Annotated in this window: 17 protein-coding genes and 1 pseudogene; 6 read left to right on the forward strand and 12 right to left on the reverse strand. The window is 72.1% G+C overall.

Annotated features, from left to right (window positions below):
* Positions 1-33 precede the first annotated feature (33 nt).
* A complete protein-coding gene (locus tag ABZ027_RS19460; protein WP_356770047.1) occupies positions 34-786 on the reverse strand; it encodes a class I SAM-dependent methyltransferase in 753 nt (250 codons plus the stop codon).
* A 5-nt stretch (positions 787-791) separates the two neighbouring features.
* Positions 792-1,097 carry a 4a-hydroxytetrahydrobiopterin dehydratase gene (locus tag ABZ027_RS19465; RefSeq protein ID WP_356769840.1) on the reverse strand — a complete coding sequence of 102 codons (306 nt, stop codon included), beginning with the start codon at positions 1,095-1,097 and terminating at the stop codon, positions 792-794.
* Between the two features lie 237 nt (positions 1,098-1,334).
* On the opposite strand from ABZ027_RS19465, the gene ABZ027_RS19470 reads away from it, so the two are divergent.
* Together ABZ027_RS19470 and ABZ027_RS19475 are read left to right on the forward strand one after the other, a co-directional pair.
* Positions 1,335-2,168, forward strand: a complete 834-nt coding sequence (locus ABZ027_RS19470) for a helix-turn-helix transcriptional regulator (protein WP_356769842.1) — start codon at positions 1,335-1,337, stop codon at positions 2,166-2,168.
* A gap of 180 nt (positions 2,169-2,348) precedes the next feature.
* Positions 2,349-3,212 (forward strand): helix-turn-helix transcriptional regulator, encoded by an 864-nt coding sequence (locus ABZ027_RS19475; protein ID WP_356769844.1) that lies wholly within the window; start codon positions 2,349-2,351, stop codon positions 3,210-3,212.
* Between the two features lie 8 nt (positions 3,213-3,220).
* On the opposite strand, the gene dnaK is transcribed toward ABZ027_RS19475, so the two are convergent.
* The 6 genes from dnaK to ABZ027_RS19505 all read right to left on the reverse strand — a co-directional run bounded on the left by dnaK (position 3,221) and on the right by ABZ027_RS19505 (position 10,688).
* On the reverse strand, positions 3,221-5,095 hold the full coding sequence (gene dnaK, locus ABZ027_RS19480) for a molecular chaperone DnaK (RefSeq protein WP_356769846.1): 1,875 nt from the start codon (positions 5,093-5,095) through the stop codon (positions 3,221-3,223).
* Between the two features lie 103 nt (positions 5,096-5,198).
* Positions 5,199-5,957: a glycerophosphodiester phosphodiesterase family protein gene (locus tag ABZ027_RS19485; protein WP_356769848.1), complete on the reverse strand. Its 759-nt coding sequence runs from the start codon at positions 5,955-5,957 to the stop codon at positions 5,199-5,201.
* 1 nt (position 5,958) lies between these two features.
* Complete coding sequence (locus ABZ027_RS19490; protein WP_356769850.1) at positions 5,959-7,347, reverse strand: hypothetical protein; 1,389 nt, start codon at positions 7,345-7,347, stop codon at positions 5,959-5,961.
* A 169-nt stretch (positions 7,348-7,516) separates the two neighbouring features.
* Complete coding sequence (locus ABZ027_RS19495) at positions 7,517-7,945, reverse strand: OsmC family protein (protein ID WP_356769852.1); 429 nt, start codon at positions 7,943-7,945, stop codon at positions 7,517-7,519.
* 122 nt (positions 7,946-8,067) lie between these two features.
* Positions 8,068-10,173, reverse strand: coding sequence for a phage holin family protein (locus ABZ027_RS19500; RefSeq protein WP_356769854.1), 2,106 nt, complete (start codon positions 10,171-10,173; stop codon positions 8,068-8,070).
* A gap of 83 nt (positions 10,174-10,256) precedes the next feature.
* The gene (locus tag ABZ027_RS19505) at positions 10,257-10,688 is read right to left on the reverse strand and encodes a hypothetical protein (protein ID WP_356769856.1); all 432 of its coding nucleotides are present in this window, start codon (positions 10,686-10,688) and stop codon (positions 10,257-10,259) included.
* Between the two features lie 85 nt (positions 10,689-10,773).
* On the opposite strand from ABZ027_RS19505, the gene ABZ027_RS19510 reads away from it, so the two are divergent.
* Both ABZ027_RS19510 and ABZ027_RS19515 read left to right on the forward strand, forming a co-directional pair.
* Positions 10,774-11,547: an MBL fold metallo-hydrolase gene (locus ABZ027_RS19510; protein WP_356769858.1), complete on the forward strand. Its 774-nt coding sequence runs from the start codon at positions 10,774-10,776 to the stop codon at positions 11,545-11,547.
* 11 nt (positions 11,548-11,558) lie between these two features.
* On the forward strand, positions 11,559-12,170 hold the full coding sequence (locus tag ABZ027_RS19515) for a VTT domain-containing protein (protein WP_356770049.1): 612 nt from the start codon (positions 11,559-11,561) through the stop codon (positions 12,168-12,170).
* Positions 12,171-12,238: 68 nt separating this feature from the next.
* On the opposite strand, the gene ABZ027_RS19520 is transcribed toward ABZ027_RS19515, so the two are convergent.
* The 4 genes from ABZ027_RS19520 to ABZ027_RS19535 form a co-directional block, all read right to left on the reverse strand.
* Positions 12,239-13,315 (reverse strand): MBL fold metallo-hydrolase, encoded by a 1,077-nt coding sequence (locus ABZ027_RS19520; RefSeq protein WP_356769860.1) that lies wholly within the window; start codon positions 13,313-13,315, stop codon positions 12,239-12,241.
* Positions 13,312-14,565 (reverse strand): aminotransferase class I/II-fold pyridoxal phosphate-dependent enzyme, encoded by a 1,254-nt coding sequence (locus ABZ027_RS19525; protein WP_356769862.1) that lies wholly within the window; start codon positions 14,563-14,565, stop codon positions 13,312-13,314. Before ABZ027_RS19525 ends, ABZ027_RS19520 begins: the two co-directional genes overlap by 4 nt.
* A gap of 235 nt (positions 14,566-14,800) precedes the next feature.
* Complete coding sequence (locus ABZ027_RS19530) at positions 14,801-15,622, reverse strand: hypothetical protein (RefSeq protein WP_356769864.1); 822 nt, start codon at positions 15,620-15,622, stop codon at positions 14,801-14,803.
* 211 nt (positions 15,623-15,833) lie between these two features.
* A complete protein-coding gene (locus tag ABZ027_RS19535; RefSeq protein ID WP_356769866.1) occupies positions 15,834-16,631 on the reverse strand; it encodes an RNA polymerase sigma factor SigF in 798 nt (265 codons plus the stop codon).
* A 242-nt stretch (positions 16,632-16,873) separates the two neighbouring features.
* Here ABZ027_RS19535 and ABZ027_RS19540 point away from each other — a divergent pair, with 242 nt between their 5' ends.
* Together ABZ027_RS19540 and ABZ027_RS19545 are read left to right on the forward strand one after the other, a co-directional pair.
* Positions 16,874-18,670, forward strand: coding sequence for a thiamine pyrophosphate-requiring protein (locus tag ABZ027_RS19540; RefSeq protein WP_356769868.1), 1,797 nt, complete (start codon positions 16,874-16,876; stop codon positions 18,668-18,670).
* 130 nt (positions 18,671-18,800) lie between these two features.
* Positions 18,801-20,357, forward strand: a pseudogene (locus tag ABZ027_RS19545) (oxidoreductase).
* Positions 20,358-20,371: the final 14 nt, after the last annotated feature.

The raw sequence follows: 20,371 nt of genomic DNA on the forward strand, positions 1-20,371 counted from the left end.
GTGGACGACGGGGAGGCTGGGTGACCGACCGGTTCATGGACTTCGCTCGGGTTTGCGGAACCCGAGCACGCTGAACACCGGATCGGCGCGCCGTCGGTCCTGGTCGGGGAGGGCCGCCAGTCGCGCGGCGAACCGTTCGGCCAGCGGGTCGTCGGGCGGGACCCGGGTGAACCAGCCGCGCCGCAGGTCCGCGGCCGTACTGCGGGGGCTGCGCCCCTGACCGACGCCGGGGAAACGGGCCCGGCCGACCGGATCCAGTCCGCAGGCGACCGCGTACGACGTGACGGCTTCGGTGGCGTCCTGGGCCGGCCGGCGCGGGCGCGGCGCGAGGACCGCGTCGATGTCGCTGCCCACGTCGTGTGCGGCGGCCTTGTCGACGGTGGTGACGTACGCGCCACCCGGCCGCAGCACGCGGGCACACTCGGCGACGACCTCGCGGACATCGCCCGGACCGTCCAGCAGATTCAGCAGCCAGACACTGGTGACGGCGTCGAACGCGCCGTCGGGGAACGGCAGCCGTCTGCTGTCCGCCAGGACGATCGCCCCGGGGAGACGTTCGGCGGCCGTCCGGGCCATGCCGTAGGTCAGGTCCACGCCCGTCACCCGCAGGCCGGGGCGGGCCGCGGCGAACCGCCGGGTCACGATCCCGGTGCCGCAGGCGACGTCGAGGAGCCGCCGGGCACCCTCGGGGACCAGGCCGAGCACGGCTTCTGCGGCCGCGGCGGCCCTGGGCTCGCCGCCGCGGGTGACGTCGTAGGCGTCGGCCTCCTTGTCGTAGTCCAGCACCGCCGTCACTGGGCTCCGTGGGCGGGGGCGAGCTCCTGCACCTTGTGGGCGAGCTCGAAGTCCAGCTCGGTCACGGCGCCGCCCACGCTGTGCGTGTTCACGCTGAGGGACACCGTGTTGTAGCCGAGGGTGAGGTCGGAGTGGTGGTCGAGCTCCTCCTGGACCTGGGCGATGTGGACGACCATCGCGGTCGCGGCGAAGTGCGTGCCGAGCCGGTAGGACCGGGAGAGGCGGTCGCCGTCGACCGACCAGCCGGGCAGTTCCGCGAGCCGGTCCTCGATCTCCTTCTGCGACAGCGGTTCCACGGGCATGACCTCGCTCCTTCCTGAATTGCGGATGCTTGTCCAGCCTGCCACAGCTGGGCCGCTTCGGCCCTGGTCAGACGGGTCTCCGAGGGATCGGGTCGCCGAGGGCGTCCCCGATCGCCCCTCCCGGCGGGCGGTCGTGCACGCCGGTGCGCCGCATTCCCCGAGGTCGACCGTCGAGCGCCCGTCCCCCGGCTAGGCGACTCCGCTCCTGGCGGGCGTTCCTCGGCTACGGTCGTCCGTATGACGATCATCGCGTCCGGTGACGCCGCTCCCCCCACCGCCCCCGCCGACCCGGGCGTCGGCCCGTTGCTGCGGGCCTGGCGGGAGGAACGGCGGGTCAGCCAGCTGGAGTTGGCGCTGCGGGCGGACTCCTCGGCCCGGCACGTCAGCTTCATCGAGACGGGCCGTTCACGGCCGAGCGAGGAGATGGTGCTCAGGCTGGCCGAGCACCTGGAGGTGCCCGTCCGGGAGCGCAACGCGCTGCTGCTGGCTGCCGGGTACGCGCCCCGCTACCCCGAGACCCCGCTGACCGACCCGGCGCTGGAGGCCCTGCGCGAGGGCATGGAGCGCCTCATCCAGGGCTACGAGCCCTACCCGGCGCTCGTGGTCGACGCGCTGTACGACGTCGTCGCGGCCAACCGGGGCATCCTGATGCTGCTGGAGGGCGTGCCGGAGTCCCTGCTCGTCCCGCCGCTGAACGCGATGCGGCTGACGCTCCACCCGGAGGGCCTGGCACCCCGTATCCGCAACCTCCGTGAGTGGCGCGGGCATCTGCTGGCGCAGATGGGGCGGCAGATCGCCCTGCGCCGTTCGCAGCGGCTGCGGGCGTTGTACGACGAGGTGTCCGCGTATCCGGTGCCGGAGCAGGACGACGAGGCAGGTCCACCGGCCGAGCCGGGTGCCTGTTTCGCGTTGCCCATGCGGATCGAGCACGAGGGACGGACGTTGTCGTTCGTCTCCTCCATCTCCACCTTCAACACCCCGATGGACGTGACCGTCTCCGAGCTGGCCATCGAGACGTTCCTCCCGGCCGACCCGTCGACGGTCAAGTACCTTCACTCACTGCTGCCTTGAGGGACTCTCAGGTCAACGTGGCGGAGGCGGACGGCAGCTGATACCGCGGGTAATGGGGCCACCGACGCAAAACGGCACCCGTGTCGCGTGTGCCTCGGTTCCGGCCCGGAGAGACTGATGAGACAGGCAGCGGAACATGACACACTGCATCCGGACTTCGACGCGTAGGGGAGGCGTGGCGTGAGTGAGCGGCGTCCTGCTCCCACGGTGGGCCAGGTGGTGCTCGGCAGGCGGCTGCAGGAACTGCGGGAGGCGGCCGGCCTCAAACGCGAGGAGGCCGCGCGGGCGCTGCGGGTGGCCCCCGCGACCGTACGGCGGATGGAGACGGCCGACGTCGCGCTGAAGATCCCGTACGTGCAGGTGCTGTTGGAGACGTACGGAGTCGCCGACGACGAGGCGGCCGCGTTCGTGGCACTGACCGAGGAGGCCAACCGGCCCGGCTGGTGGCAGCGGTTCCACGACGTGCTGCCGGAGTGGTTCAGCATGTACGTGAGCCTGGAGGGCGCCGCCGGGATCATCCGCTCCTACGAGCCGCACTTCGTGCCGGGACTGCTGCAGACCGAGGCCTACGCGCGCGCCGTGATGGAGGCCGGGACGATCGGGCAGGCGGACCCGGGGACGGTCGACCGACATGTGTCGCTGCGGATGGCCCGGCAGGGGCTGCTGGAGCGCCCGAACCCGCCGCACCTGTGGGTGATCATGGACGAGACGGTGCTGCGCCGGCCGGTGAGCATCGACGGCGAGGTCATGCGCGACCAGCTGGACAAACTCGTCCAGCTGGCGGAGAACGACCGGATCACGCTCCAGGTCGCGGAGTTCGCACAGGGTCCGCACCCGGGTACGTACGCGCCGTTCTCCCTCTTCCGCTTCACCGAGCCGGAACTGCCCGACATGGTGTTCACCGAGTACCTCACCGGGGCCCTCTACCTGGACTCCCGCAAGGAGGTCGTCGCGCATCTGGAGGTCCTGGACCACATGTCGGCGCGGGCGGCCTCGGCGGAGCGCACCAAGCAGCTCCTGCGGGAACGCCTCAAGGACTTCTGAAGCAGGGCTCAGGCTGCGCCGCCCTTGCGGTCCTGGTCCTTGTCGTCGTCGACGATCTCGGCGTCGACCACGCCCTCCTCGTCCTGCGGTGAGCCGTGCGGGCCGTCGCCGGTGTTCTCCGTCGGCGTCTGCTGGGCCTGGGCGTACATGGCCTGGCCCAGCCGCTGGCTGACGGAGGCGAGTTTCTCGACGCCGGTGCGCAGGGCGTCGGTCTCGGCGTTCTGCTCCAGGAGCTGCTTGACCTCGGCGACCGCCGCCTGAACCTCTCCCCTGGTCTCGGCCGGGACCTTGTCCTCGTTCTCACGGATGAACTTCTCGGTCTGGTACACGAGTTGTTCGGCCTGGTTGCGGGTCTCCGCCGCCTCCCGGCGGCCCCGGTCCTCCTCGGCGTACTGCTCCGCCTCCCGCATCATGCGGTCGATGTCGTCCTTGGGCAGGGCGGAGCCGCCGGTGACGGTCATCTTCTGCTCCCGGCCGGTGGCGAGATCCTTCGCCGAGACGTGCATGATCCCGTTCGCGTCGATGTCGAAGGCGACCTCGACCTGCGGCACACCACGCGGCGCGGGCGGCAGGCCGGTGAGGTCGAAGACGCCGAGCTTCTTGTTGTACGCGGCGATCTCACGTTCGCCCTGATAGACCTGGATGCCCACCGAGGGCTGGTTGTCGGCGGCGGTGGTGAAGATCTCCGAGCGGCGGGTGGGGATCGTGGTGTTGCGTTCGATGAGCTTGGTCATGATGCCGCCCTTGGTCTCGATGCCCAGGGACAGCGGGGTGACGTCGAGGAGCAGGACGTCCTTCACGTCGCCGCGGATGACACCGGCCTGGAGCGCCGCGCCCACGGCGACGACCTCGTCCGGGTTGACGCCCTTGTGCGGGTCCTTGCCGGTCAGCTCCCTGACCAGCTCGGTGACGGCGGGCATACGGGTCGAACCGCCGACGAGGATGACGTGGTGGATCGCGGCGAGCTTGATGCCGGCGTCCTTGACCGCCTGGTGGAAGGGGGTCTTGCAGCGGTCGAGGAGGTCCGCGGTGAGCTCCTGGAACTGGGCGCGGGTCAGCTTCTCGTCGAGGTGCAGCGGGCCCTCCGCGGAGGCGGTGACGTAGGGCAGGTTGATCGTCGTCTCGGAGGAGCTGGACAGCTCGATCTTGGCCTTCTCGGCGCCCTCACGCAGTCGCTGCAGGGCCATCTTGTCGTTGCCCAGGTCGACGCCGGTCTGCGCCTTGAAGCGCTTGACGAGGTACTCGACTACCCGCTGGTCCCAGTCGTCGCCGCCGAGGTGTGTGTCGCCATTGGTGGCCTTGACCTCGATGACCCCGTCGCCGATCTCCAGCAACGACACGTCGAAGGTGCCGCCGCCGAGGTCGAAGACCAGGACCGTCTGCTCCTCGCCCCGGTCGAGGCCGTAGGCGAGGGCGGCGGCGGTCGGCTCGTTGATGATCCTGAGGACCTTCAGGCCGGCGACCTCCCCGGCCTCCTTGGTGGCCTGCCGCTGGCTGTCGTCGAAGTACGCGGGCACGGTGATCACGGCGTCGGTGACGTCCTCGCCGAGGTAGGACTCGGCGTCCCGCTTCAGCTTCTGCAGCACCCGCGCGGACAGCTCCTGCGCCCGGTAGCGGGTGCCGTCGATGGAGCCCTCCTGGGGGAAACGCCAGTTCGAGTCGCCCATGTACCGCTTGACCGAGCGGGCGGTGCGCTCCACGTTCGTCACGGCCTGCCGCTTGGCGACCTCTCCGACGAGCACCTCGCCGTTCTTGGCGAAGGCCACCACCGACGGTGTGGTCCTGCCGCCCTCCGCGTTGGCGACGACCGTGGGCTCGCCGCCTTCCAGCACCGCCACCACCGAGTTCGTGGTCCCGAGATCGATTCCGACCGCACGTCCCATCGCTGTTCCCTTCCACCGTGCCAGGGAGCCTGTGCACTCCAGCAGAAAACTTGAGTGCGCTCTTGTCAATGGGTGGCTCCTGTCAAGGAACGGGTACCCCGGCTCAGGAGGACGGGTACCCCGCCGGGCGCTCGTCGTGCCGTCCGCCGCGCAGGGCGAGGGCGCGCCGAGGGCGGTCGGTGACCAGGACGTCGACCCGCGGGTCGGCCAGGAAGGTCCGCATCGGCAGGTCCTCGTTGATCGTCCACACCATGCTGAACAGGCCGTGCCGGGCCGCCTCGCGCAGCACACCCGCGCGCGCCAGCCGGTGGTGCACGGCGACCCCGCCGGCTCCGCAGGCCCGGACCCGCCGCATGGGCAGCAGCTCGCTCAACCGGGTGGCGGCCAGGCGGGCCGGAGCGATGTCCCTGCGGTCGCGGCCCAGCGACAGGGCCGTGCGCACCTGGGGGAAGGCACGCGCGACGGCGGCGACGGAACGATCCTCCAGGGTGGTGGCGACGAAGCCGTCGGCGCCGAGCAGGGCGATCGCGCGGTCGATCACCGTGCGCTCGTACCCGACTTCCTTGAGGTCCAGGTGCCCGGCCAGTTTCCCGGCGATCAGGGACATGATGTCCTCCATGACCGGTACGGCGTATCCGGCCCGTTCGCACAGTTCGGCGTGCGTGATCGTCGACAGCGGCGGGCCGCCGGGACCGACCCGGGGGTCGTGGTAGACGACGAGGACCTTGTCCGCGGTACGCCGGATGTCGAACTCCACGTACTCGGCGCCGGAGCGGACCGCGTCCTCGTACGCCTCCCGGGTGGCGGCCTCGGCGCGTTCGGATCCGCCCCGGTGCGCGGACACGGCGGGTCGTCGCGACATGTCAGCTCCCGGACGGGGATCGGGGCGCGGGCACCGTGGCGGGCCGGCCGTCGGGCGGGGACAGGAGGGCTCCGGAGCGTCTGCTGACCCTCCGGAGCAGCACGTATCCGATCACGGCGAGGACCACGAAGGGCAGCCAGGCCAGCGCGTACGCGGTGCCGTACGTGCCGAGGTCGAAGATGGAGCGGTCGGAGTGGACGTTGGTGCCGTTGACCCCGAAGTACGTCAGCAGCAGGGTCGGCGGCAGCGCGATCAGGGTGGCCGCGGCGACGAGCGCGGAGACGGTGCGGTCCCGGCGGTCGTCGCGCTCGGCGAGTTCGGCGTCGAGGGCGGCGGAGCGGGCACCGATGACGGAGGTGAGCCGTTCGACCATGCGCGCGGAGTTCTCCAGGCTGTCGCGGATGCCCAGGGTGTCGCGCAGGGAGGTCTGGAAGGCCTCCATCAGCATCTCCGGGATCAGCAGGCTGTCCACGTACGCCTCGACGCCGAAGGCCAGGTCCAGCTGGAGCTCGTTCACTCCGGCCGACAGCCGGGAGATGAGGGAGCGGACCTCGTACGGCGAGTCGGTCATGGGGGCCAGCTCGTTGGCGCGCATGGTCTCGAAGGCGGCGAGCCGGGTGCGCTGGAGCACGGCGAGGGCGGAGACCATGCCGACGGCGACCAGGATCAGGCCGTTCTCGACGTGCGGTGCCCAGCCGGCCTGGACGGAGACGCCGCGGCCGTGCGCGGAGAGGGTGACGCCGTGGTTCCTGAGGTTGGGCGGCAGGGTGTCCTCGGCGTCGGACGGGCGGTGCGCGGGCAGCCGGCCGCGGTAGACGATCTCGTTCAGCAGATCGGGCCTGCGGGTGGCGTCGGCGAGGTCCGCGCTCAGCAGGTCATGCCGCAACCGCCCGCCGGGGAAGACCAGCTGGTGGACGTTCTGGCCGTAGGTGAGGGGGGTCGGCAGGGCGAGCCGTTCGTTGACCACGTCGAGCAGCGGCCGGTCACCGAGCAGGATGCGCCGGCGGTCGAAGCAGGTGTCCGCCAGCCAGGCGGCGAGGGCGTCGGACGCGGTGTCCGCGGCGAAGCCGCAGTCGACGACGAGGGTCACATCGCCGCGCGGGGTGGCCAGGACCAGGAGTTCGGCGGCGGCGAGGGCGAGGGCGTGGTCGCCGTGCGCGGGGCGCAGCTCGTCGGGGCCCAGGCGCTCGCTGAGGACCGGCACGGGCAGGACCGCTTCGCTGGACCTCAGATGGGGTTCGAAACGGCCGAAGTCCAGCCGGTCGACGAGCGCGTCGGACGCGGTGCTGTGCGGGCGGGCGCGGCCGTCGAGGCTGAACAGCAGGACCGCGCGGGTGAGTTCACGGGTCGCGGAGTCGAGCACCGTCGTCCCGCCAGAGGTTCCCGCCACCGATGAGTCCTCCCACCGCGCCGTCGTTCCACCACCGTCAGCTACCTACCCGGGCCGGTGCCGGTGAACCGGCCGGGCGCACGCGTCGGCCGGGCGCACGCGTCGGCCGCCCACCCGCCGGACGCCCCGGGGTGGGCCGCCCGGCGGATGCGCTGTCCCGGGTGCCGGTTCAGGCGAGCTTCGCCGACAGCGTGATCGATACGGCCTTCAGGGCCTGGCTGACCGGGCAGTTGACCTTGGCCTGCTCGGCGGCGGCGACGAAGCCCTCCTCGTCGAGGCCCGGCACCGTGCCCTCGACGGTGAGGTGGATGCCGGTGATTCCCTCACCGGGCTGGAAGTTGACGTCGGCGGAGGTGACGAGCTTGGTGGGCGGGGTGCCGGCCCCGGCGAGGCCGTGCGAGAGAGCCATCGAGAAGCAGCTGGAGTGGGCGGCCGCGATCAGCTCCTCGGGGCTGGTCTTGCCGTTCGCTTCCTGGGTGCGGGCAGCCCAGGTCACCGGCTGCTCGCCGATGGCGCCGGAGGTGTCGAAGGTGACAACGCCGTTGCCCTCGAGCAGGTTGCCTTCCCAGACGGTGTGTGCGGAGCGCGTGGTGGCCACGGTCTTTCCTTTCGTATGGTCCCGGTCACGGGATTACGGCACCATCCGATCACACTCCGGCCCGGCGCACGCGAAGGACCTGCCCGCCCGCGCCGGACGGCGGCCGCGCCCGGCAACACGTATCAGGCGACCCGTCGTTCCTGACGCTCGGTCAGCGGGACCTGGGGGCCGTCCGTCTCCTCGAGCCAGCGGCGCAGCACCTGGTGGATGTGTTCGGCTCCGACGAGTTCCGCGCCGTCCTCGGCGGGCGCCGACAGGTCCAGCGGCGACAGCAGGAAGGCCTTGGCCTGGGCGCCGCCGAGACCGCCGTGGGAGCCGATCTGCTCCTCGAAGGCGAGGACCTCCCCGTCGGCCGGGTCGTACCAGGAGTTGACCATGATGTCGGCGGTGTGCGGGAAGGAGTGGGTACGGCGGACGGCGTCGGCGGCGCCGGGCCCGAAGTCGGCGAGCGGACCGGGGTTGTCGTCGAGTTCGTCGAGCGGGATCTGCGCGCCGAACGGACCGAGGACGACTCCCCCGTGCTCCTCGCTGCGCACCAGCAGGAAGCCGATGCCGGGATGGTTGGCGAGGGTGGTCAGCAGGGCGGGATGGCGGGCGTCGATCTCCTCCTTGCTCATCCGGTGGTGAACGTCGGGGAAGGAGACCAGGCCCAGGTTTCCGGAGGCCAGCACGATGGGTTCCGAGCGCGGGCTCGACGGCCGGAACTGCTCGGCGCGTTCCTCGACCGGCCGGCGCAGTGCGGCGCGCACGGCCGCGCGGGCCTCGGTGCCGCTGTGGGTGCGCCGCGCCCGGCGCGGCACGGGCAGCCCGGCGCCGGCCCGCACCAGGTCGGCGAGGGTGAGTCCGTAGCGGGAGCGGAAGGTCTCGCCGGGGCTCTGCCCGTGGTCGGACAGGACCACGATCCGGTACGGGCGAGGGGCGTGCTCGGCCACGTTCTCGATGAGGGCGAGGGAGCGGTCGAGGCGTTCGAGGACCTTCTCCGCGTCCCGGCTGGCCGGCCCGGAGTGGTGGGCCACCTCGTCGTACGCGACGAGGTCGGCGTAGACGGCGGTGCGTCCGGCGAGCATGTCGCCCATCACCGCGGCGACGACGACATCGCGTTCGACCACGGTCGCGAAGGCGCGGACGAACGGATAGAGGCCGCCGCGCCCCACCCGGGGCCGTACCTTGCGCGCGCGGGCTTGGCTGGACTGGCCTATCTCACGTCCGACGTCGGCGACGAAGGACATGGCGGTGCGCACCGCGTTGGCCGGGTCGGAGAAGTAGGCGAAGTACCCCGCCCTGGAGCGGGTCTCCCGGTTGCGGCGGCGGGCGGCTATGGACAGCACCAGGGCCTGTTCGTCGGCGCCGCCGGAGAACAGGTTGCCCCGGCTGGCGCCGTCGACGGTGAGCAGTCCGGCGTCGCCGGTGGCCTCCATGGCGCGGCGCTGGAGTTCGGCGGCGCTGGTCGGGCGGTTGCAGACCATCACCTCGCCGCGGTCCTTCTCGTACCAGCGGAAGGCGGGGATGTCGTGGTTGCTGCCGTGCAGGATGCCGAGTTGGCTGGCGCCGGTCTGGCTGGACCAGTCGGTGCGCCACGGGGTGAGCCGGTGGCTGGGTCCGCGTCCGGTACCGACGCCGACGCCGATGCCGGTGGCGAGCCAACGGGCGACGGTGGGCATCAGCCCCCTGCCGACGGCGTCGAGCAGCACGTCGTGGCCGACCCCGTCGAGCTGGACGAAGACGGTGCCGGGAGCGGCGGAGCAGGCCGGGCCGGATCGGCGGCGGCGGTCGGCGAGGCGGTACAGGCGGCGCCGGTAGGCGTCGTCGTCGCGGACGGCGAGCGCGGCGCCGGTCGCGGAGGCGACGGCGGACATCACGGCGGCCACCACGACCGCGGTCTCCGGAGCGGCGTCGCCCTGCTCGGTGGGGTTCAGACGCAGCGCGAGCAGCAGCAGCGCGCCGTTGAGGAAGAACACCAGCAGCCCCAGCACCAGGGCAGGCACCAGCAGCAACAGCCGTACGAGCAGGGGCCAGACGAGGGCCGACAGGAGGCCGAAGGCGCCGGCGCCGAACGCGGCCGTGACGGCGATATGGGTGGCACTGTCACCGTCGGCGGACTGGAGCCGGAAGTCCGGCAGGATCCCCGCCAGTACCAGCATCGTGAGGGTGCAGACCACCCATACCGCGACGCTCCGCCCGACCTGACTCGCGACCCGCCGCCAACGCTCTGATCGCACGCCCCGCACACCTCACGTCCCAGCCCGTCGTCGGTGCGGGCCCTGGGCCCAGACTGTCATACGGGTTTTCGAAGCAGGCCCCTACGGTTTCGTCAGCGCCCGTCGTAGCCGGCCGTCGGCATCGACAGCCTGCGGTGCACCCGGGCCTTCATCTGCGCGTCGTACGCGGGTTCCGCGTGGCCGACGGTCTCCACCCGCACCCCGCGTCGGGCGCACTCGGCGGTGAACTCGTCCACCGACGCCAGCGCGCTGCGCAGCACCCGCAGGCTCGGCGCGACGAACAGGTCACGGCCCGGCCGCACTCCCTCCCACAGGACGCCGTGGTCGGGGCGCAGCGCGCACACCAGGAGTTCCCTGGTGACGACCTGACCGCGCTCGGCGGCCCAGCGGGCGCACATCGCGTGCTGGCTGCGGGAGTCCACCAGGAACGGGTCGTCGTCGAGCTCTTCGAGGGGCGTCAGGCTGGCGATGGCCGTGACGCGCATCGGTAATGGTGTGTCGAGGTCACCTCGTACCCGTCCCATGGAGTCCCCCCTCACCTCCGGGTTTCGCCGCTGACCCTACTCCTGCCCGTACCCTTCGGGGGAGTCGCGCGAAGGAGGCAAAGAGGTGCCGGTGGAGATCACCTGGTGGGGTCACGCGACCTGCACGGTCACGGACTCGAACGTCCGCGTGCTCACCGATCCCCTGTTCGCCAGACGGCTGGCGCATCTGCGGCGCCGTCGCGGCGCGCTGCCCCCGCCGGGCGCCTGGCAGGCCGACGTGGCGCTGGTCTCCCATCTGCACGCCGACCATCTGCACGTCCCGTCGCTGACGCGGCTCGCACCGGGCACGCGCCTGCTCGTACCCCGGGGTGCGCCCCGTGCGGTACCGGGGCTGCGCCGGCTCACTCATCTCCGGCTGAGCGAGGTGGCGCCCGGGGACCAGGTCCGGGTCGGCGACCTGGTGGTACGGGTCGTGCCGGCCCGGCACGACGGGCGGCGGCTGCCGCTCGGGCCGCACCGCTCCCCCGCCCTCGGCTATGTCGTCGAGGGTGAGGCACGCACCTACTTCGCCGGGGACACCGGCCTCTTCGACGAGATGGCGAAGGAGGTCGGGCCCGTCGATGTGGCGCTGCTGCCGGTGGGCGGCTGGGGACCGTACCTCGGCGAGGGGCATCTGGACGCCGGGCGGGCCGCTCAGGCGCTGGCCCGGCTCGCGCCGCACAGCGCGGTGCCGGTGCACTACGGCACGTACTGGCCCATCGGGATGGACGCCGTGCGCCCGCACGAGTTCCACACGCCGGGCGACGAGTTCGTCCGCCTCGCGGCCACGCACGCGCCCCAGGTGGCGGTGCACCGGCTCGGGCACGGGGAGAACATACGGCTGGGGGCCGCACGGTGAGTTGGCTCGCCATGGTCCCGACGGTGGCGCCGACCGCGTCCGCGCAGCAGGCGCTCGGCTATCCGTCGCTGTTCCTGCTGGTGCTGATCGGGGCGCTGGTTCCGGTGGTCCCGACGGGGGCGCTGGTGAGTTCGGCGGCCGTGGTGGCCTTCCACCAGACGGCTCCGCTCACGCTGGCGCTGGTGTTCGTGACGGCCTCGACGGCCGCGTTCCTCGGTGACATGGCCCTGTACTGGCTGGGGCGGCGCGGCATGAAGTCGAAGAACGGCTCGCGCTGGCTGGAGGCGATCCGTTCGCGCGCGCCGGAGGAGCGGCTCGCGCAGTCCCAGGAGAAGCTCGCCGACCACGGGGTGGCGGTGCTGGTGCTGTCCCGGCTGGTGCCGGCCGGCCGGATACCGGTGATGCTGGCCTGCCTGATGGCCGAGTGGCCGATGCGGCGGTTCGCCCGGGGGAACCTGCCGGCGTGCCTGGCCTGGGCGGTGACGTACCAGGTGATCGGGATCCTCGGGGGCTCACTGTTCCGAGAGCCCTGGGAGGGCGTGGTCGCCGCGGTCGCACTGACCGTGGTGATCAGCGCGGCGCCGAGTGTGTGGAAGAGGATCCGCCGGCCCGCGAAGGCGTGATGGGGGATTTCGGGGCTCAGGGTTTTTCGTTCGGATCAGGCCGGGGACCCCGCGAGCCCGGCGTGATCCTAGCCCTGACCGAGGATCCGGGATCCGCCCACCGGCAGGTCCCACAGGTTCTCCCGGGCCAGGCCCGCCTTCTCCCAGGCCGCCCGGACCCGGGTGAGCGGCTCCAGTACCGGTTCCGCCGACAGAACGAACGTCGCCCAGTGCATGGGCGCCATCCGGCGGGCCCCGAGGTCCTGAGCGGCCCGGACCGCCTCCTCCGGGTCGCAGTGGACGTCGCTGAGCCACCAGCGGGGGTCGTAGGCGCCGATCGGCAGCAGGGCCAGGTCGATGCCGGGGTAGCGCTGTCCGATGCGGGCGAACCAGTGGCCGTATCCGGTGTCGCCCGCGAAGTAGACGCGCTGCCCGTCCGTGGCGGTGAGGACCCAGCCGCCCCACAGGGTGCGGCAGGTGTCGGTGAGGCTGCGCTTGGACCAGTGGTGCGCGGGGACGAAGTCGAAGCGGACGCCGTCCAGTACGGCGCCCTCCCACCAGTCCAGCTCGGTGACGTTGGTGAACCGTCGGCGGTGGAACCAGCGGGCGAGTCCGGCGGGGACGAACACCGGGGTCTGACGCGGGAGTCGGCGCAGCGTGGGCGCGTCCAGGTGGTCGTAGTGGTTGTGGCTGATGACGACCGCGTCCACGGGCGGCAGTTGGCTCCAGGCGACCCCGACCGGGGTGATCCGCGCCGGGGTGCCGAGGATGCGGCGGGACCAGACCGGGTCGGTGAGGACGGTCAGCCCGCCGATCTGCACGACCCAACTGGCGTGCCCCGCCCAGGACACGGCGACCGTGCGGGCGTCCACCCGGGGCGGCGGCCCCGGCTCGAAGGGCAGCCTGGGGATGTCGGCGAGGCCTTCACGGCCGGGGCGGATGGAGCCCTCGCGGGCGAAGCGGGCCATGGACTTCAGGCCGGGCAGCGGGGCGGTCAGCCGGTCGTGGAAGGTCCGCGGCCACACCCGCCGCTCACCGAGCGGTCTGGGCGCGACGGGTGGCGCGAGAGAGGGCGACGAGGACGCGGGAGGCGACGGAGGTGAGGCCGTCGGCGCGGCTGCTCCCCGGGTGGGCATGCTCCTGCTGGACTCGGACTGCTGCGTCATCGAGGAGACTCCCGTCCTTGAGCGTCGTCGCGGAGATCGTCGAAGACCGATTCCAGCAGGGCCAACCCGTGGTGCGCGTGCGGCAGTTCCAACGCCGAGGGGGCGTCGAGGAATTCCGCGCGCTCCTCGTGCGTACCCCCGGCCAGCAGCGGACCGGTGGACAGTCGCACGCGCAGCGCCTGGAGGTCGTCGCCGAAGCGGTGGCCGCCGGGCGCGGGCATGCCGAGCCGGGCGGTCAGGAAGTCCTCCAGTTCCTGGGCGTCGCCCACGCCGTGCGCGCCGAGCGCGGGCCGCAGCGGGTCGAGGTCGACGTAGAGGTGACGGCCGGCCTGCGGGGGCCGGGCGAGGGCGCCCGCGGTGACGACGGTGGTGTGCGCCGCGGCGGCCACCCGCGCGTGCAGCCGCACGGCGGCCCCCATACGTGCGGTGACCGGTTCGGGTTCTCCGAGGGCGTACGTGGCCGCGGCGGCCACGGGTGCGGCGACCCGGGCGCCGAGTGCGGTGAGGATGTCGAGCACGCGCGCGTGCAGGCCGGCGCCGTTCGCCTCGCCCGCGGGGAAGCGCGCGACGGCGGCCGGCCAGCCGGTCGGCAGCAGCGCGCCGGCCAGGTCGGTGACGAGGGTGACCTGGTCGGGCAGCATCTCGGCCGGGCTGAGCAGCACGGTGGCGTGCGGGTCGTGCAGGGTGTCCCGCCAGGTCTCGTCGCTGACCAGGTGCAGGCCCTCGCCGACGGCGGCCTCCACGGTCTCGTGCAGCAGTTCGGGCGGGGCGACGGTGGCGGTGGGGTCGTCGGCGACGGACAGCACGAGCAGCCGCGGATCGCCGCCCTCGGCCCGCACCCGGCGCACGGTCTCCAGGAGGGCGTACGGGTCCGGGACACCGCCGCACTCGGCCGGGGTCGGCACATGGAAGACGGGGCGTCCCAGCAGACGTGCGTACGGCGCCCACCAGGCGGCGCACGGTCGCGGTACCAGGACGTCGCCGCCGAGCGCGGCGGTCAGCGCGAGGAGCAGGGCGGGGGCGCCGGGAGCGGCGGCCACCCTGTCCGGTCCGGTGGTCAGGCCGCGCCGGTCCCAGTAGCCGCGGGCGGCGTCCAGCAGGGCGGGTCCGCCGCCGACGGGCTCGCTGCCCGGGCGGTCGGCCGCGGCGGCCAGTACGGCGGACAGTTCGGGCAGCACGGGCAGCCCGTCCTCGGGAAGCGGCGGGCCGAAACGGACGGGGCCGTGGCCTTCCGGGTCCGTCGGCGGCATCCGTACCTCCCTCTGGGGCCCGACGGTCTCTGGTGGGCCGGTGGGGCTGCTCGTCTCGTCCGTGGGTCCTGGCCGGCATGAGGTCGGCGGGGCCGGTGGGCTCGTGCGGTGTGTCGTACGGGGCGGGTCGTGCCCTCGGGCTCTGAGTACCCAGGGTGACGCGGTGCCATGAGCGTCGATGCCAGTTGCGCGGATCACACGAGGAGGGGGTCAGGTCGGCGGCGCACGGTGAGGGTCAGTCGTCGGTGGCGGGCTCCTTGCGGCGCAGGCGGTGGACGGCGGCGCCGAGCGCGCCCGCGATCAGCAGACCGCCGGCGACCAGGGCGGGCGTGGAGTCGGTGAAGGCACCGCCCTCACCGGCCCGTACCCCGTGCTGGACGGCGGCGCCGTGACTCCCCTGGTTCACGGTGAACGGGGCGCTCCACTGCTTGCCGTGCCCGCCGGGTGCCGTCGGGCAGGTGCCGTCCACGGTCCACGGGGACTCCTTGCCGGCGGTGTCCCCGGCCTCCCCAGCGCCCTCGAGGGTCGCGTCGGGGGTGATATGGGCGGTGCCTCGGTAGGCGGGGCCGGTCGCCTCGTCGCCGGAGACCAGGCCCAGCTGGACGCTGCCCGAGTCGACGGCCTCGGAGGTGGCGGTGATCGAGCCGGGCGGGGTGCCGCCGGTCGGATCGCAGGAGACGGAGACGGTGACGTCGCCGCCCGGGGACACGCTGCTCGGACTGACCTGGGCGGCCGGGTCGGCGAGCGCCTCCGCGACCGGTCCCGCGGCCGGGTCCTCGAGGGGAGCCTCGACCGACTGCTCCTCGACCGGAGCACCGGCCGACTGCTCCTCGGTGGGTTGCGCGACCGGCTGCTCCTCCGCCGGATCGGCGACCGGCTGCTCCTCGACCCACTCCTCCGCCGGTGCCGCGGCCGGCTGCTCAGCGGCCGGCTGCTCAGCGGCCGGTTGCTCCGCGGCCGGTCCCGCTGTCGGTTCGGCGATGGCGGCCGGCCCGGCGAGGCCGATGACGGTACCGGCCAGGACGGCGGCGGACAGGGCACGTGCGCTGCGGCGCATGGGGTGAACTCCTTCGGCCGACTGCGGGGACACGGCGGTCGTGCCCCCGCAGCCATCACAGCCCGCCCACCGCCCGGCCGCGCGCGGCCGGACACCATTCGCGGGACGCGGACCGCCGAGCGGGTGACACGAGGAGCGCACCCGGACGACAGTCGCCAGGGCCCCGCGGACAACCTCCGGCCCGCCGCCCCGCGGACACCTCGGGCCCGCCCTACCGGATGGCGTCCTTCATCACCTGTTCGCGCACCCTCCCGCAGCACCGGCTGATCAGCCGGGACACGTGCATCTGCGAGATTCCCAGCTGCTCGGCGATCCGGCTCTGGGTCATGTCGCCGAAGAACCGCATGTACAGGATCGACCGCTCACGCTCGGGCAGAGCGGCGAGCCGGTGCTTCACCGCCTCCCGGTCGACCACCAGGTCGAGGGCGGGGTCGGCCGAGCCCAGCGCGTCGCCGAGGGAGTACCCGTCCTCGCTGCCGGGCAGCTCCGCGTCCAGGGACAACGCGGTGAAGCTCTCCAGGGCCTCCATCCCGACGCGGACGTCCTCCTCGCTCATGTCGGCGTGTGCGGCGATGTCCGCGACGGTGGGCCGCCGCCCGGAGACGCTCTGGGCCAGGTCCTGGCGGGCGAAGCGGACCCGGTTGCGCAGGTCCTGCACCCTGCGCGGCACGTGCAGGGTCCACATGTGGTCCCGGAAGTGCCGCTTGATCTCGCCGGTGATGGTGGGTACGGCGTAGCTCTCGAAGGCCTTGCCTCGCTCGGGGTCGTAGCGGGCGACAGCCTTGACCAGGCCGAGGGCCGCGACCTGGCGGAGGTCGTCGAGGCTCTCGCCGCGGTTGCGGAAGCGGCCCGCGATGCGGTGGGCCATGGGCAGCCAGGCCTCGACGATCTCACCACTGAGGGTGTCGCGGCGATGACCGGGGGGAAGCGCGGCGAGCTCGCGGAAGGCGGCCGCCGTCTCGGGTGCGTCGTTGTGCGGGTGGTGCTTCGCGCTCGCATGAATGGGCATACGCGCCGCAACTCCCTAGGTAGTACCGGGGTGGAACGGTCACCGTGGGAGCCTGTTGCAGATTCGGGCAGGCTCGTCCGGGAGACCTCGCGGCCACTCCCACGGACGTGCCTCCGGTCCGAAGCACTGGGGCTGCGCCTGCCCCGGGCCCGCGGCGGCAAACGCCGGGCAGGTTTTCCCGAGGCGCGCGGGGTGACTCGTAGGGATGCTGCTTGTGGCACCTATGCCCGGGAGGTCCGTACATGAGCACCAAGGTCTCCGACCATGTCCTTCAGCGGCTGCGCGAGTGGGGTGTGGAGCACGTCTTCGGCTATCCCGGCGACGGCATCAACGGCCTGCTCGCCGCCTGGGGGCGCGCCGACAACCAGCCCCGTTTCATCCAGTCCCGGCATGAGGAGATGTCCGCGTTCCAGGCGGTCGGCTATGCCAAGTTCAGCGGCCGTCTGGGGGTGTGCACGGCGACCTCGGGGCCCGGTGCGATCCATCTGCTCAACGGGCTGTACGACGCCAAGCTGGACCATGTGCCGGTGCTGGCGATCGTCGGTCAGACGCACCGCACCGCGATGGGCGGCTCGTACCAGCAGGAGGTGGACCTGCACTCGCTGTACAAGGACGTCGCCTCCGACTTCGTGGAGACGGTGACGGTTCCCGAGCAGCTGCCGAACGTGCTGGACCGGGCGATCCGCACCGCGTACGCGCGCCGGTGTCCGACGGCGGTCATCATCCCCGGCGATGTGCAGGAACTCGACTACTCGGCGCCCACCCACGAGTTCAAGATGGTGCCCTCCAGCCTGGACCGCAGTTCCTGGACGGCGGTTCCGTCCGAGGAGTCGCTGCGGCGCGCGGCGGAGATCCTCAACACCGGCGACAAGGTCGCGATCCTGGTCGGCCAGGGCGCGGCAGGCGCGCGGGCCGAGGTGGAACGCGTCGCCGAGATGCTCGGCGCGGGCGTGGCGAAGGCACTGCTCGGCAAGGACGCCCTGAGCGACGAACTCCCGTACGTGACAGGGTCGATCGGCCTGCTGGGCACCCGTCCGTCGTACGAGCTGATGCGGGACTGCGACACCCTGCTGACCATCGGGTCCTCCTTCCCGTACACCCAGTTCCTGCCGGAGTTCGGCAAGGCGCGGGGCGTGCAGATCGACATCGACCCGCACATGGTCGGGATGCGTTACCCCTACGAGGTCAATCTCGTCGGCGACGCGCGGGCGACCCTGCAGCGGCTGATCCCGATGCTGGACGCCGACCGGGGCGAACGCGACTGGTACGAGACGGTGTGCGACAACGTGAAGCGCTGGCGCGAGGTGATGGAGGGACGGGCCGGGCAGTCGGCGGACCCGATCAACCCGGAGTACGTGGCGCACGTACTGGATCCGCTGCTGCCGTCCGACGCGATCGTCAGCTCCGACTCGGGGTCGACGGCGAACTGGTACGCGCGGCACCTGACGATGCGGTCCGGGATGCGCGGCTCGCTGTCCGGGACGCTCGCCACGATGGGCTGCGGCGTGCCGTACGCCATCGGCGCGAAGTTCGCGCACCCGGACCGGCCGGCGATCGCGCTGGTCGGAGACGGCGCGATGCAGATGAACGGGATGGCGGAGCTGATCACGGCGGCGAAGTACCGCGACCTGTGGGAGGACCCGCGGCTGATCGTCGCCGTCTGGAACAACCAGGACCTCAACCAGGTGACATGGGAGATGCGGGCCATGGAGGGCGCCCCGTCCTTCCTGCCCTCGCAGCAGCTGCCGGACGTGCAGTACGCGGCGTTCGCCCGTTCGCTGGGTCTGACCGGGATCCGGGTCGAGAAGCCGGAGGACGTCGAGGCGGGCTGGCGGGCCGGCCTGGAGGCGGACGGTCCCGCGGTGATCGAGTTCCTCACCGACCCCGCCGTGCCCCCGATCCCGCCGCACGCCACCTGGGACCAGATGGAGGCCACGGCCGCCTCGATCCTCAAGGGCGACGCGGACAGCGCGTCCATGGTCAGGCAGGGTTTCAAGGCGAAGATGCAGGAGTTCTTCCCGAGCCGGGAGAGGAAGTGATCTGGTCGGTGTTGAACGGCACCGAGCAGTTCGGTCGCGCAGTGTTCTGTGCACCTCGCCCGGCTGCGTCGGCCCACCGGCCCTCCCTTCGAATGCCGGCAGAAGAGGAGGAGATCACTACACTGAACAAGTGCTCTCATACGATGAGTTGACTTCACCGGAACGTGAGTTGTGGGACGCGTTCCCTGAGGGAAACCGTGTGGACCTGCGCACGGGCGTTCCCGAGGACGACCGTGCGGCCGAGGGTGGGCAGTGGGGTGCAGAACGGACGGTCCGGGCCGCCGTGATTGTGGCACTCCTCCTGGGCGGGAACACCACGCAGCCAGGCGCCGTCGCGTGCCTGAGGCTCGCCGGGGCGCGGATCTCCGGGCAACTCAACCTGGCTGGGGCGTAGATCGCCCATGCTCTCTGGATCGAGGACTGCTGGTTCGAGGAATCGGTGGACGTTCTCGGAGCGTCCTTACAGACGCTCGTGATCACGGGCAGCCGGGTGCCGGGCGTCGAAGCCGACTCAGCCCGCATCGAGGGAATCTTCGACCTGCGGCGCTCTATCGTGGAAAGTCTCGCTTACTCGCCTTTCAACCACGTGAGCACCGCCCTGTCGCTCACCGACGCCCGGGTGACCAATGGCCTGCTTCTCAGCGGAGCCGAGATCCGAGCGCCCGGCGGGTGGGCCGTGGCTGCCGGCGGCCTGGTCTTGGAAGGGGGCATGTTCTGTAAGGGCGGGTTCGTCGCACAAGGTGAAGTACGGCTGCTGGGGGCGCAGTTGCCGGGCGGACTGTTCATGCAGGGCGCGCACCTGATGGACCCCGGCCCGCGCGGAGTGGCTCTCGCCCTGGACAACGCCGTCGCCTCGACCCTCGACTTCTCCGACGGCTTCGTCGCGGACGGGACCGTACGGCTGCGGGGTGCCCGGATCTCGGGCACCCTGACCTTTGAAGGAGCCGTCCTGAACGGGCCTCCTGGCGGCGACGGCCCGGCCCTGCTGGGCATGCTGATGCAGGCCGTCGACTTCGCCCTCACTCTCGCCCGGCCACCGTCCGCCACCGTGGACCTCCGGGGCGCAGAGGTGTCCTATCTCCACGACAGCGAATACAGCTGGCCGGACGTGGTGGAGCTGGACGGCTTCGTCTACGGCTCCATCAAGGTGGACGAGGCAGGCGAACGGCGGGAGGCAGTGGGGTGGCGCAACTCCGTGGCCCGCCGTGTGGCATGGATACGACGCTGCCCGGGCTACAACCCCCAGCCCTACGAACAGTTGGCGAGCTGGTACCGCAGAGCTGGCCATGACGACGAAGCCCGCCGTGTGCTCCTGGCCAAACAGCGCCACCGGCGTCACACCCTCCCCCTGGTCGCGCGCGCCTGGGGACACCTTCTCGATGTGACGGTCGGCTACGGCTACCGCCCCTGGCTGGCCGGCGTCTGGCTCCTGGCGCTGACCTTGCTGGGCACGCTGTCCTTCAGCACGCACAACCCCACTCCGGTCCAGCGAGGCGACGGTGCCCCGTTCCAGCCCCTCGTCTACACACTCGACCTATTGGTCCCCATCGGCGGCCTGGGCCAGCGCACCGACTGGTACTGGTCGAACGACAGCCTCCAGTGGCTCGCCTACCTGCTGATCGCCTTCGGCTGGGTACTGACGACCTCCGTCATCGCGGGTGTCACCCGCGCACTGCAGAAAAACTAGTCGGCGACAACGCC

The organism is Streptomyces sp. NPDC006332 (assembly GCF_040612855.1).
Classification (GTDB): Bacteria; Actinomycetota; Actinomycetes; order Streptomycetales; family Streptomycetaceae; genus Streptomyces.